Origin of the sequence: Empedobacter sp. GD03861, assembly GCF_029840885.1 — a bacterium.
In the GTDB taxonomy this organism is placed as follows: Bacteria; Bacteroidota; Bacteroidia; order Flavobacteriales; family Weeksellaceae; genus Empedobacter; species Empedobacter falsenii_B.
Genome location: NZ_JAOCDJ010000051.1, coordinates 1 through 12,298, shown reverse-complemented (window position 1 = coordinate 12,298; position 12,298 = coordinate 1). Strand labels below are relative to the sequence as shown.

Here is a 12,298-nt window from a genome sequence, read left to right as displayed (position 1 = left end):
TATCTTAAGTAAACTGTAACATTTGTAACTTTCATTTTAATTTTGATTTACCAACTTTGTACACGTTTTAGAAAAAATACAAAATGGAATTTATCTTACAACCTTGGCCATGGTATATTGGCGGACCAATAATCGCAATTGTAATGCTTTTATTGATTTATTTCGGAAAAAGTTTTGGATTTTCATCAAATTTCAGAACTATTTGTTCAGCTTTGGGAGGAGGAAAATCATGTGATTTTTTCTCGTTTGATTGGAAAGCTCAAAAATGGAATTTATTATTCTTAGTTGGCGCAGTAATAGGAGGTTTTGTTTCGATACATTTTTTATCAGATAATCAAATACCTGAAATTTCAGAAGCTACAATTGCAAAATTGAATGCAATGGGATTTGAAAGTGCAGGAAAAGCATATTCTCCAACCGAAATTTTTGAAACGATGTCTGTTAAAAATATTGCTTTATTATTTGTTGGTGGATTATTAATTGGTTTTGGAACGCGCTACGCTGGTGGTTGTACATCTGGACATGCGATTTCAGGTTTAAGTGATTTGCAGTTACCTTCATTAATCGCTGTTATCGGCTTTTTTATCGGTGGACTTTTGATGGTTCACGTTTTGTTTCCTTTAATTTTTTAATCTCATGAGAAGTTTAGTTTATATCATATTAGGTGTTATCTTTGGTGTAACCATGTACAAGGCAGAAACGGCCTCTTGGTTTCGCATTTTCGAAATGTTCAATTTTCAATCTTTCCACATGTACGGATTTATTGGTTCGGCTTTGGTTGTAGGTTTGATTGGAATACAATGGATGAAAAAGAAAGAAGTAAAAGATATCGATGGTGAAAAAATTGTGATTCAACCCAAAACGAAATCAATTGCTCGTTATTTGATCGGAGGAATTTTCTTCGGATTAGGTTGGGCTTTAGTTGGCGCTTGTCCTGGACCAATATTTGTGTTATTAGGCGCAGGAGTTTACCCAATTTTAATTACAATTTTAGGTGCATTAATCGGTACCTTTCTTTACGGAAAAATTAGAAACAAAATCCCACATTAAACATGATAAAAGAGAAAATAGAAGCAACTTATCCATATCAATTTGAAGAAGAATTATTGAATGAAATCGATGAATTAGGATCTTTGATAGAATTTAAAGTGAATGATGTGATGATAGATTTGAACCAATTTATCAAAGGAATGCCAATTCTTTTGAGTGGTGCAATCAAGATTATGCGCGAAGATTTTGATGAAGGAGAACTGTTGTTGTATTTTCTCGAAAAAGGTGATACATGTGCTATGACGATGGCGTGTTGTTTGGGTGATAAACAAAGTAAAATACGTGCTGTAGCCGAAACTGATGGAGAACTGGTGATGATTCCGATTGTAAAAATGGACGAATGGTTGGTAAAATATCCATCGTGGAGACGTTTTATTTTTGATAGTTACAATAATAGAATGGAGGAAATGTTGGTAGCGATTGACAATTTAGCTTTTAATGATATGAACGAACGTTTGAAGAAATATCTGTTGGATGTCGCAAGTATCAACAAAGGTAAAGTTGTGGTAAAAACACATCAAGAAATTGCTTATGAGCTCAATACTTCTCGTGTTGTTATTTCTCGTTTATTAAAAGCTTTAGAAAAGGAAGGTTTTCTTCAATTAAACCGAAACGAAATCACGATTAAGTAAGAAATTATTTAAAAAAATATAAATAGGAATCTCAATATTGAGTTCCTTTTTTTGTTTTAATCTTCCATATAGTCAATAATATCACCTGGTTTGCAATCTAAAGCTTTGCAAATTGCATTCAAAGTTTCGAAACGAATTGCTTTAGCTTTTCCATTTTTTAGGATAGATAAGTTGGATAACGTAATACCAACTTTTTCACTCAATTCATTTAGCGACATTTTTCGTTTTGCCATCATGACATCTAAATTGATAATAATCGCCATAATTTATATCGTTAAATCGTTTTCTTGTTTCATTTGAATATTTTTAAATAAAATTTAGTTTCCATATTTAGTAATTATTTATTTTTCAAATTGAATATAAATATTTTGAATTACAAAATAAATTTATTGTAAAACAATAAAAATGTATCGATAAACAATTTTAAATTCGTTTTTGTAAACGAAATAATTTTTATTGATTTGTAACGTTTTTGAACATTTATCCTCTATTTTGAATAATCCTTTGGGTAGAATGTTGTAGTACCTTTACACTCGAAATGAAAGCGATTAGTTACATAGCAGCTGTACTTCTTTTATTTGTTCTGTTAGTTAATGTCAACAAAACAAATCAAAATCATGCACCTAAAAATGTCGAAAATCTAACTTCAAAATTTCACGATTCAGAGAAAGTGATATTCAACACAATGATAGAAGAGTCTAAAACGAATGATTTTTCTTTTGATGAATTTATCAACGCAGATGTTAAATTTAATTTTAATCAGCAGATTTGTGTTCGTGTTTTTTCTGATTTATTTTCTACTTCAACTAATAAAATTTGCCTTTTGAGGCATTATATCTACGGTTTACCATTTATCTGATAAACACGAAGTTTCCTTATATATAACTATTTTCTAAGCATTCATTTTGTTTAGAAAGAGGTAATCTATTCACAAAAATTAAAAATTATGCACGAATTAAGTATTGTCAAAGACATATTTGATACGTTGAACGAGCACTATGATTCGAAGATAGAAGATATAGAAAAAGTTCAAATTACAGCTGGACTTTTATCAAATGTTCAACCTGTTTTAATTCAAAATGCATTTGATGCATTTATAGCTGATAACCAAAATTATAATGAAATCGAGCTAGAGGTTTTGGTCAATGAAATTGTAGCGTATTGCGAAAAATGTCACAAAAATTTCAAAGTCAACTATCACAAATTTGTTTGCGAAGATTGTTCAACACCATCCAGCACAATTGTCAAAGGAAATGAGCTTTTTATCTCGCAAGTCATCTTTAAAAATAAATAATCATTAAACATATTTCAATTATGTCAACAAATACACAAAATCCAAAAAGTCTTGGGAATAGAGTAGGATCTGTTCAATGCGACAACACAACTTTACATTTATTAAAAGCCAACGATTATGTTGCAAATGCAATTCGCGAACGTCTGAAAGATGTTTGTATCATCAATGTTTGTTCGTCTCCAGGATCAGGAAAAACAACGTTGTTACAAGAAATTGGAAAACGTTTGAGTAAAGAATTGAATATTTCTGTTTTAGTTGGTGATCCAGAAACGGAGCGTGATGCAGTTCGTATGCGCGAAGTAGGAATCAATGCTTTACAAATTGTAACAGGCGGAATGTGTCATATCGAAGCGCAAATGATTTTACAAGCTTTGGATCATATTAATTTGGATGGAACAGATTTATTATTTATCGAAAATGTAGGAAATCTTCTTTGTCCATCTGCTTTTGATTTAGGTGAAGATTATCGTGTTACACTTATCGCTACAACTGAAGGTGATGACAAACCAAAGAAATATCCACGTATGTTCTTAACAAGTGAATTGATGTTGGTTTCTAAATCAGATTTATTACCATATGTTCCTTTTTCTATCGAGGCGGTTACAAAGGATGCAAGAGAGGTTAATCCAAACTTAGAAGTGCAAACAATCAGTACGTTGAATGGAGAAGGAATTGACGAATGGTGTCAATGGTTGAAAGAGAAAGTTCAGTTGAAAAAAGAAGCTGCACAACAAAAATAATAGATCGAAACAATGGAAAATCAGTTGGTAATTATAGATGAAATTCAGTCAAAAACTGAAGAAGTGGAAAATATTTTGGATCAATTAACGATTGAATGGTTTGAGATTCGAAAACAAAAAATTACGAGAAAAACAACTGCTGGTTTAACATTAGAACTTCGATTACAAACTAAAAATGAGTGGCAGAACGGCGATCGATTATTTCATGAAAACAAATTAATAGCTTTAGTTTACATAAAACCTTGTTTGTGTATTCAGTTTTCTGCAAAGTCGAAGTCCGATGCCGCTGATTTTTGTTACTTCGTTGGCAATCGTCACCTTCCTATTTATTGGAAAAACGACGACGATAATCAACTTTTGCTTCCTTATGATGGTCGTATGTACGAGCAACTTTTGACTCGTTATCAAGATAAAATACAACTTGTCGAAGCACAATTAATCAGTGAATTTTTATTAAAAAATTTGGTAAAAAATTAAACCATGAATTGTAAAATATTTCATCGTATAACCCTTATTTTATCATTCTTTATTTTCTTTCAAAGTTGTCATTCTTCTTCTTCAAAAAAGAGCGAACGACAAGGTGAAATAAAAGCGGAAGATAGTCGTGGAAAAATGGTTTTGTTACCACAAGAAGCAAAACGAGTGATTGTACTTTTTGAACCTTCTTTGGACGAAATTTACATGTTGCACGCCGAAGATAAAGTGGTTGGAATTCCGCAACAAGTTTTTCAGAATGAAGATAAATTTGAGTTCTATGCAAAATTAGATGAGCGAATTAAAAATAAAACAATTGCGACGCCAACTTTTGGAGGTGGATCAAGTAATATCGAAACAATTGTTGGTTTGCAACCTGATTTAGCGATTGTTTATGAACAAAATATTGAAACAATTCAGCAATTAGAAGAATTAAATATTCCAGTTTTTACCGTTTCAAGTTTAAGTCAAGATAAGATTTACAAAGAATTGCTTGGAATGGGAACTTTATTAGGAAAAAAACAGCGTGCAGAAGAAGTGGTTTCTTATGTAAAAGCAGAGGCTAAAAAGTTGAAAGCTTCTGTAAATGAAAAACCTAAAAAAGTCTATTATGCGTGGTCTAAAGGACGTATTTTTTCGACATCTGGAAAAGGAACTTTATTAGATTTAGCGATCAAATTATCGGGTGCAGAAAATGCTTGTCCATTAGAAATGGAATCGCCAAATGTTGGTGCAGAATCGATCTATAAATGGAATCCAGATTTGATTGTTCTTTGGAATTCGAGCCTTGATGAGGTGTATCAACTAAAAGAATTGGATGCTTTGCCAGCGGTAAAATCAAAACAAGTTTTCGCTATGAATCCTGCGTTTTATTACGATCCGCATACAGTTAAGTTTTTATTATTTGCCAAACAACTTCGCAATTGGTGTTATCCTTCGGCTTATTCGACGGAACAATTAGATAAAGAGGTACAAAATGATATCATGCAATTGTACCAAAAACCAGATTTATACAAGAAAAATGCAATCTAAATTGAAAACTTACGGTCTACTTTTGATTTTACCACTTACGGTTGTCATTCTTTCTATGACAATGGGCGCAACGAATTTTGTAGGTATTTCGGAGTTGATTCGTTACAGTTCATCTGCAATGAGCAAGTTAATTTCGGGAACAACTAATTTACCTCAATCAAGTATAGAAACTATTTTGTGGCAAGTTTGTTTACCTCGTATTGTATTAACGTTTATTGTTGGTGCAGCTTTGGCATCTTCTGGAAATGTTTTACAGGCAATTTTCAGAAACCCAATTGTAGATCCATTTACATTAGGTATATCATCTGGTTCTGCTGTTGGCGCAGCTTTAGCAATGGTTGTTCCTGTATTATCTATCAATATTTCAGCATTTGTATTTGGAATTTGCGCTGTTTTATTAACGTATTTAATTTCTAAAACAAACGTCAAAAGTTCGTTAATCAATATGGTTTTATCAGGAATGATAATTTCTGGAGTTTTTACAGCTGTTTTGACACTTTTACAATACATCAGCGATCCATACAAATTGCAAATGATTGTGCAATGGACGATGGGAAATTTACATACAGCTTCTTGGGAAAAAGTAGAAATTGCTTTTTATCCGATTTTAATTGGTTTAACCATTATTATTTTATTCCGTTGGAAACTCAATTTATTGTCTTTGGGCGATGAAGAAGCGCTTGCAGTTGGCGTAAAACCAGGACTTTTGAAGGTTGTTTTGATAGGTGTTGCAACTTTAATTACAGCCGCTTGTGTTGCTGCAGTTGGTGTGATAAGTTTATTTGGATTAATTGTTCCACATATTAGTCGAATGTTTTTTGGACCAAATAACGAAAAAACGGTTTGGGCAAATATTAGTATTGGCGGAACTCTTCTTTTAGTAATCGATGATTTTTCGAGAACGGTAATGCCTTTTGAGATTCCGGTTGGTGTTTTTACAATGTTGATTGGTGCACCAATTTTTATTTATCTGATGAGAAAAAACGCAGCAAATTGGAACTAATGAAAGCAATAGTTAACATACAAAATTTATCGTTTACGTACGGAAAAGATAAAATTCTGAATGATGTAAATGTCAATTTTTCTGAAGCAAAATTATCTGTTGTGATGGGAAAAAACGGAAGTGGAAAATCAACTTTGTTTAACATCATTGCAGGTTTGGAGAAGAAATACGACGGAAATGTTTTCATTGGAAATGAAGAACGTAGAAAGATAAAAATTGGATCATCTTCGCTTCGTTTAGGTTTTATGACGCAGTTTCATCAAACTACTTTTCCGTTCAAAGTTTTTGATGTAGTGATGACTGGTCGCGCTTCTTTTTCGAGATTTTCTCCTAAAAATGAAGATTATCAAATTGTTGAAGAAATGTTGACGAAGTTTAATTTATGGCATTTAAAAGACAAAGCTTATACTTCGCTTTCTGGTGGAGAAAGACAATTGGTGTTGTTGTGTCGTGTTTTGGTTCAAAATCCAGATGTTTTGATGTTAGACGAACCAACGAATCACTTGGATTTACATTACCAAGTTTTGGTTTTAGAAACCTTACAAGAACTTGTCAAGCAAGGAAAAACAGTGCTTTGTGTGATGCATGATCCTAATTTGGCATTTATGTATGGTGATCAATTTTATATGATGAAAAATCATCAATTGGTTGATTTAGAAAATTATAATCAAGAAGAAATTAAAAATATTCTGCAAGAAACGTATCAATTGCCTTTATTGAATTTAACTCATCAAGGAAAACAATTGTTTGTGCCACAATTAAAATAAAAATTGAATGAAAAATATAAAAATTACACCTGTTGAAACTCATCAGGTCGAAGAAATATTGCCTTATGTGATCGAGTTTAGACGCGATTTATTTCCAACATTAGATCCAACAATTGTTCCAAAAGACTTGTTGAATTTTATGTCAAATTACATCGAAAGCCAAACAGGAATTTTTCTTCAGGCGCGTGATGAAAACAATAAAATTATTGGCGTTATCGGTATGATGCCTTTCGATTATCGTTTTCCTCATCTTTCTGTTGGTAAAGAAAAAACGGTTGAGGTTGCTCGTTTGTTTGTCGAACCAGCTTATCGTCGATTTGGTTTGGGAACGCAATTGTTTCAGGAATTGGAAAAACAAGCGCATCAAAAAAATATTCATCGTTTGTATTTGCACACGCATCCAAGTTTACCAGGAGCGTATGAGTTTTGGTTGAAACAAGGTTTTGATTTGATGATGTTTTGCGAAGAATCAAATTTTCCGACTTATCACATGCAAAAAGAGATTGGTACAATTGATTTAAAAAATAATATTTCTCAAAATGAAAACATCTTTCATGTATAAAATTATCACGTTCAGTTTTTTCATTTTTCTTGGAATAACAGCTACTGCACAAGAAGCAAAAATGATTTTTGGTAAAATTCTAAATCAAGAAGACCAACCAATTTCGAATGCAATTATTTCGATTGAAAATGACACGTACAACGTAGAAACTGCTGAAAATGGAGAGTTTAAATTCGAAAAAGAAGTTCAACTTCCGTTGACAATTTCGATTATGGCTGATGGTTTGAATTCAACAAATTTTGTGATTACAAAACAAAATTGGAACGAGCAAACAGGTCTTAAAATCTATTTATCAAAGGAATCGACACAATTAGGAGAAGTTTTAATTAGTTCGGATAAAAAGAATTCATATTATCAACATACGATCACTTTTGATGGAAAATTGAATGGAAATCTGAAAGATTTACCACAGACAATTAGTATTGCGAATCGCCAATTGATGGACGATAAACAAGCGTTCAAAGTTTCGGATATGGTGCATGATTTATCGGGTGTTAATCAAGCTTCATCTTACGACGATTATACGTTGAGAGGTTTTAGCAGTGGATATGGAAATAGTTTGCGTTTGGTGAATGGTTTGCGTTCTGGTTTTGGATATGGAACAAGTTATTTCAATTCGCCTTTGACGATTAATTTAGAAAGAATCGAGGTTTTGAAAGGTTCGGGAGGAACTTTATTTGGAGATATTGCACCAGGAGGAACAATTAATTTAGTGACTAAAAAACCATTGGAAGATTTTAAAGGAGCTCTTAGTTTTTCATCAGGAAGTTTTGAAACCTTGCGTACAACCTTGGATATTGGTGGACCATTGAGTAATAATTTATTCTATCGATTGAATGCAGGTTATCAAACAAGTAAAACATTCAGAAAAAATAACAATCAAAAAATAGTTTCAGTAGCACCATCTTTTACGTTTAAACCAAGAAAAGGAACACAAATCGATGTGGATTTAACGTACGATAATTTTGATGGCTATTTGGATCGTGGAATGGGTGTGAAACAAACAGATTTATATGCAATCAATCGTTCTTTTACATTGTCGCAACCATCGGATTTTTTTAAAACAGAAACATTTTCGTTTCGTACAAAATTGACACAAAATATTTTAGATAATTTATCATTAACGCTTAATTATTCAAAATCAATTTATAAAGAAAAATTAAACGAGCACAGAACGTTGAATAGCTTTGCAGATGCGCCTTACAACACAATTGTAAACATGCGTTTCTTGTCTCGTGAAGCGACTGATTATACAGATAATGCCGTTGCTTTTTTGAATTATAAATTGCAAAAAGGACAAGTAAAACAAAATATAATTTTTGGTGTTGATTATGCGCAATATAAGCCAGATGCGGACAATCAGCAGAAAGAAGCGAGAAGCAAAGAGGTGAATGGAGAAATTGTTCCGTTGACATTTGATTTGAATCATCCAATTTACGAATCGAAAGATTTATCTTCCTACAAATGGTTAAAACAAGCGTCTTTTCCATTTTTGAGTTCTTACAAAACAACAGGCGTTTATGTACAAGATCAGGTAAAGTTTAATCGATTAGAAATGTTATTTGGTTTGCGTTACGAGCATTATACATCAGAAAGTGCAGATCCAAAAACGCCTTATTCAGCAACTCAAGATACATGGTTGCCTCGTGTGGGATTGACATATAAAGTAACGCCAACAATAAATTATTTCGCTAATTATTCGCAAGGTTATGTGCCAATTGCTGCCGATTATGTAGCGAATTACAAAAATTATGGTGCTGATAAACCATTTAAATCAGAAAGAAGTTTCCAAGTAGAAACAGGATTGAAAACAGAATTTTTCAAGAAAAAATTACAAATAGATTTAGCACTTTATCAAATTCAACGCAATGATATGATGATGCCAACAGGACAATTGAGCGATGCTGGTTTCCCTGTTTATCGTCAATCGGGTAAAGTTTCTTCGAAAGGTTTGGAATTGGATTTACGAGGACAATTGCACCGTAATTTACAAATGAGTTTCAATTATACTTATACAGATACAGAGGTTAAAGCTTCTTCTGTTGCTTCGGAAGTTGGAATGCCTTTGGCGAACGCACCGAAAAATATGGCGAATGTATGGCTGAAATATTCGGTTTTACATGATACGTTCAAAGGTTTAGGATTTGGTCTTGGGGCTTCTTATGTAAGTGATCGACGTATGGAAAATTCTGTTGGGAAAGATGCACAAGGTAATGCTGAGTGGGGATTTTTGCCAGATTACACAGTGGTAAATGCTGCAATTTATTATGATTTGAACCCATTAAAAATTTCAGTTCAGTTCAATAATATTTTCGATAAATATTATTTCCAAGGAGGAATTGATTACACTCGAGTTTTTCCTGGATCTCCAAGTAATATGATGGCTACGTTAAGTTATTCATTCTAAAAAATAAAACAAACAAAACATAAAAATGATTTCAATTATACGCAAAATAAGCATTGTTACTGCCTTTTTATTCACGCTTACAACAAGTTTTGGACAACTAAGTCCTCCAGGTTTAGGGAAAGCTAAAACTGCTTCTTGGGCTGCTTTTGGTATGCAACATAAGTTAGATTCTACTGGAAATAAATATGCGGTTGCTTATGTTGGAATGGGACGAAAAAGTTCGCTAGATAATTATAATCCAGTTGATAAACCTGCAATTTTAGTCTTGAATTATGAGATTTACAATAAATTCAAACCAAATCAACAATATAGTTATGCGATAAGCTATCGTCGTCAAAATGAATTTGACTCCGAAGCGCCTTTTCACAAAGAAGGAATAGAGCAGGAGTTTAGAGTTTATGGGCGTTATGCGTATACTGCGAATTTAGGAAAGTTGAAATGGAAGAATACAATTAGACAAGAATTCAGAAAGTTTTTTGATGCTGATTTTAATGAAGTTGACGAAAATTTTCAGTTAAGAACACGTGTAAAATCGCAATTAACGTATCCAATTTCTGATAAGAATAAGCAATCTTTAGCGCTTAGTGCCGAAGGTTTGTTTGCGACGAGTTATATGAACGATGTGGAAAAACATTGGACAAAATATGCGTACAAAGAAACGCGTTTGGGACTTTATTATATGTTCCAAATTCCGAATTCTCCGTTGACGATGGATATTGGTTATGTTAACAACTTGATTAGGAATTATTCAGAAGCTAAATCGGGTGTGCATTATGTTGCAGTTGATTTGGTTTGGAAGCTTCCGTAGAAATTAAATAAGTGATTTCGGGTGGTAATGATTTATTTTAATAAATAATTAAAATATTGAAATTAAATACATTAATCATTTTAAAGTAAGATTAAATTTTATTCATCAAAGGTTTTAGAATAGTCAAAAAGAATAAAATTGTCACGTTTTTGAATATTTATCTGATTTTTTAAATAAGAAACGAACAAAGTAAAACGTCTAATTTTACATCATTAATGAAAAAGGTTTTCTCTATAGTATTTTTAATGTTATTTATTACGTTTGTAATAAGTATCTCGAAGTTTTCTCAAACGAGAAGTCTTGTCGAGTCGCATAGAGAACACACAGAACAAATAGATTGTGGAACAAAATTATCTACTCAATTTAATAATTTCAATCTATTATCAGTTGATGAAAATAAATCAGAATCAGAAATTTTTACATTCGATTGTGATTTGTTTGTTCGCTTTTTGGCTATTTATTTTCATCAAACCTTTTATCAAAAAATATCGGAAACAGTTGAAGTTAAGACTTTAAAAAGTTTACCGAAATACATCTTATTTCATTCGCTACAAATTGATTACAAATAATTAATTTTTATTAATCTACAATAGATTTCATTGTTTTTAACAAAGCAATGAAGGATTCTTATTGTCAAAATTCAACATATTCATACACAAATTGTTTACATCAATGTGTAGAATAAATATCTAATTTTTTAAAAAATAAAAAAATGCATTTAACACCACGCGAATTAGAAAAGCTAATGTTACATACTGCTGGAGAGCTTGCGTTGAAACGTAAAGCAAGAGGCGTAAAATTAAATTATCCAGAATCTATTGCGCTTATCAGCCACTTTATTTTGGAAGGTGCAAGAGATGGGAAACGAGTTGCAGAATTGATGCAAGAAGGTGCAAACATCTTAACAACTGACGATGTAATGCCAGGAGTTGCAGAAATGATACACGATGTACAAGTGGAGGCGACTTTTCCTGACGGAACAAAGTTGGTAACGGTTCATAATCCTATTCGTTAATTCTAAAAAATAAAAGAAAATGATACCAGGAGAAATTTTTGTAAAAGAAGGAACAATTGTTTGTAACGAAGGTAGAGATACGGTAAAAATTAATGTGATTAATACAGGAGATCGACCAATACAAGTTGGTTCTCATTTCCATTTTTTCGAAGTAAATAAAGCGATGCTTTTTGATCGTGAAGCTGCTTTCGGAAAACGATTAAACATTATTTCAAGTACAGCTATTCGTTTTGAGCCAGGAGAAGAAAAAGAAGTTGAATTAGTAGAAATCGCTGGTGACAAAAAAATGTACGGATTCAGCAATTTGGTTCAAGGTTCTATAGAATCAGACGAGCAAAAACAACAAGCATTAGAGAATATGAAATCTCACAATTTTAAAAGTCTTTAAAATGAGTTTAGAAGTAGACAGAAAACAATACGCCAATATTTTAGGCCCTACAACGGGAGATAAAGTACGTTTAGGAGATACAAATCTTATTATCGAAATTGAAAAAGATTTTGGACATTATGGTGA

The 12,298-nt window shown here is 32.2% G+C and carries 17 protein-coding genes; 16 read left to right on the top strand and 1 reads right to left on the bottom strand.

Annotation, left to right across the window (positions count from 1 at the left end):
* Positions 1-83 precede the first annotated feature (83 nt).
* From N5D03_RS13835 to N5D03_RS13825, 3 genes are read left to right on the top strand one after another with little or no spacing between them, the layout of a single operon-like run.
* Positions 84-632 (top strand): YeeE/YedE thiosulfate transporter family protein, encoded by a 549-nt coding sequence (locus N5D03_RS13835; RefSeq protein ID WP_114999312.1) that lies wholly within the window; start codon positions 84-86, stop codon positions 630-632.
* A gap of 4 nt (positions 633-636) precedes the next feature.
* Complete coding sequence (locus tag N5D03_RS13830) at positions 637-1,050, top strand: DUF6691 family protein (protein WP_114999314.1); 414 nt, start codon at positions 637-639, stop codon at positions 1,048-1,050.
* A gap of 2 nt (positions 1,051-1,052) precedes the next feature.
* A complete protein-coding gene (locus tag N5D03_RS13825) occupies positions 1,053-1,682 on the top strand; it encodes a Crp/Fnr family transcriptional regulator (RefSeq protein WP_280046162.1) in 630 nt (209 codons plus the stop codon).
* 56 nt (positions 1,683-1,738) lie between these two features.
* Here the strand turns inward: N5D03_RS13825 and N5D03_RS13820 are convergent, their stop codons facing one another.
* Positions 1,739-1,945: a helix-turn-helix transcriptional regulator gene (locus N5D03_RS13820; RefSeq protein ID WP_280035940.1), complete on the bottom strand. Its 207-nt coding sequence runs from the start codon at positions 1,943-1,945 to the stop codon at positions 1,739-1,741.
* Positions 1,946-2,220: 275 nt separating this feature from the next.
* Between N5D03_RS13820 and N5D03_RS13815 the strand changes: the two genes are divergently transcribed.
* The 13 genes from N5D03_RS13815 to N5D03_RS13755 form a co-directional block, all read left to right on the top strand.
* Positions 2,221-2,541, top strand: coding sequence for a hypothetical protein (locus N5D03_RS13815; RefSeq protein ID WP_280035938.1), 321 nt, complete (start codon positions 2,221-2,223; stop codon positions 2,539-2,541).
* Positions 2,542-2,628: 87 nt separating this feature from the next.
* Entirely contained in the window at positions 2,629-2,976 is a 348-nt protein-coding gene (locus N5D03_RS13810) for a hydrogenase maturation nickel metallochaperone HypA (protein WP_280035935.1), read from the top strand.
* Positions 2,977-2,996: 20 nt separating this feature from the next.
* Positions 2,997-3,716, top strand: a complete 720-nt coding sequence (hypB, locus tag N5D03_RS13805; protein ID WP_280035932.1) for a hydrogenase nickel incorporation protein HypB — start codon at positions 2,997-2,999, stop codon at positions 3,714-3,716.
* 12 nt (positions 3,717-3,728) lie between these two features.
* Positions 3,729-4,193: an urease accessory protein UreE gene (locus tag N5D03_RS13800; protein ID WP_115000026.1), complete on the top strand. Its 465-nt coding sequence runs from the start codon at positions 3,729-3,731 to the stop codon at positions 4,191-4,193.
* A gap of 3 nt (positions 4,194-4,196) precedes the next feature.
* Positions 4,197-5,222 carry an ABC transporter substrate-binding protein gene (locus tag N5D03_RS13795; RefSeq protein ID WP_115000027.1) on the top strand — a complete coding sequence of 342 codons (1,026 nt, stop codon included), beginning with the start codon at positions 4,197-4,199 and terminating at the stop codon, positions 5,220-5,222.
* Entirely contained in the window at positions 5,212-6,225 is a 1,014-nt protein-coding gene (locus tag N5D03_RS13790; protein ID WP_280051984.1) for an iron ABC transporter permease, read from the top strand. Before N5D03_RS13795 ends, N5D03_RS13790 begins: the two co-directional genes overlap by 11 nt.
* Positions 6,225-6,992, top strand: a complete 768-nt coding sequence (locus N5D03_RS13785) for an ABC transporter ATP-binding protein (protein WP_038336657.1) — start codon at positions 6,225-6,227, stop codon at positions 6,990-6,992. Before N5D03_RS13790 ends, N5D03_RS13785 begins: the two co-directional genes overlap by 1 nt.
* A 7-nt stretch (positions 6,993-6,999) precedes the next feature.
* Positions 7,000-7,554: a GNAT family N-acetyltransferase gene (locus tag N5D03_RS13780; RefSeq protein ID WP_115000032.1), complete on the top strand. Its 555-nt coding sequence runs from the start codon at positions 7,000-7,002 to the stop codon at positions 7,552-7,554.
* On the top strand, positions 7,532-9,961 hold the full coding sequence (locus tag N5D03_RS13775; protein ID WP_280051983.1) for a TonB-dependent receptor: 2,430 nt from the start codon (positions 7,532-7,534) through the stop codon (positions 9,959-9,961). The genes N5D03_RS13780 and N5D03_RS13775 overlap by 23 nt, the downstream gene beginning before the upstream one ends.
* Positions 9,962-9,986: 25 nt before the next feature.
* Complete coding sequence (locus N5D03_RS13770; protein ID WP_280050100.1) at positions 9,987-10,769, top strand: DUF2490 domain-containing protein; 783 nt, start codon at positions 9,987-9,989, stop codon at positions 10,767-10,769.
* A gap of 712 nt (positions 10,770-11,481) precedes the next feature.
* The gene (ureA, locus tag N5D03_RS13765; RefSeq protein WP_038336653.1) at positions 11,482-11,784 is read left to right on the top strand and encodes an urease subunit gamma; all 303 of its coding nucleotides are present in this window, start codon (positions 11,482-11,484) and stop codon (positions 11,782-11,784) included.
* Between the two features lie 19 nt (positions 11,785-11,803).
* Positions 11,804-12,172: an urease subunit beta gene (gene ureB, locus N5D03_RS13760; protein WP_038336652.1), complete on the top strand. Its 369-nt coding sequence runs from the start codon at positions 11,804-11,806 to the stop codon at positions 12,170-12,172.
* Position 12,173: 1 nt separating this feature from the next.
* Positions 12,174-12,298: hypothetical protein (locus tag N5D03_RS13755; RefSeq protein WP_280051985.1), on the top strand; the 125-nt coding region annotated here is incomplete at its 3' end.

Coding starts and splice junctions, on each gene's coding strand:
- N5D03_RS13775 (WP_280051983.1), top strand. CDS start 7,532: ATGAAAACATCTTTCATGTATAAAATTATCACGTTCAGTTTTTTCATT.
- ureB (WP_038336652.1), top strand. CDS start 11,804: ATGATACCAGGAGAAATTTTTGTAAAAGAAGGAACAATTGTTTGTAAC.
- ureA (WP_038336653.1), top strand. CDS start 11,482: ATGCATTTAACACCACGCGAATTAGAAAAGCTAATGTTACATACTGCT.
- N5D03_RS13810 (WP_280035935.1), top strand. CDS start 2,629: ATGCACGAATTAAGTATTGTCAAAGACATATTTGATACGTTGAACGAG.
- N5D03_RS13790 (WP_280051984.1), top strand. CDS start 5,212: ATGCAATCTAAATTGAAAACTTACGGTCTACTTTTGATTTTACCACTT.
- N5D03_RS13780 (WP_115000032.1), top strand. CDS start 7,000: ATGAAAAATATAAAAATTACACCTGTTGAAACTCATCAGGTCGAAGAA.
- hypB (WP_280035932.1), top strand. CDS start 2,997: ATGTCAACAAATACACAAAATCCAAAAAGTCTTGGGAATAGAGTAGGA.
- N5D03_RS13800 (WP_115000026.1), top strand. CDS start 3,729: ATGGAAAATCAGTTGGTAATTATAGATGAAATTCAGTCAAAAACTGAA.
- N5D03_RS13820 (WP_280035940.1), bottom strand. CDS start 1,945: ATGGCGATTATTATCAATTTAGATGTCATGATGGCAAAACGAAAAATG.
- N5D03_RS13825 (WP_280046162.1), top strand. CDS start 1,053: ATGATAAAAGAGAAAATAGAAGCAACTTATCCATATCAATTTGAAGAA.
- N5D03_RS13770 (WP_280050100.1), top strand. CDS start 9,987: ATGATTTCAATTATACGCAAAATAAGCATTGTTACTGCCTTTTTATTC.
- N5D03_RS13815 (WP_280035938.1), top strand. CDS start 2,221: ATGAAAGCGATTAGTTACATAGCAGCTGTACTTCTTTTATTTGTTCTG.
- N5D03_RS13795 (WP_115000027.1), top strand. CDS start 4,197: ATGAATTGTAAAATATTTCATCGTATAACCCTTATTTTATCATTCTTT.
- N5D03_RS13835 (WP_114999312.1), top strand. CDS start 84: ATGGAATTTATCTTACAACCTTGGCCATGGTATATTGGCGGACCAATA.
- N5D03_RS13830 (WP_114999314.1), top strand. CDS start 637: ATGAGAAGTTTAGTTTATATCATATTAGGTGTTATCTTTGGTGTAACC.
- N5D03_RS13785 (WP_038336657.1), top strand. CDS start 6,225: ATGAAAGCAATAGTTAACATACAAAATTTATCGTTTACGTACGGAAAA.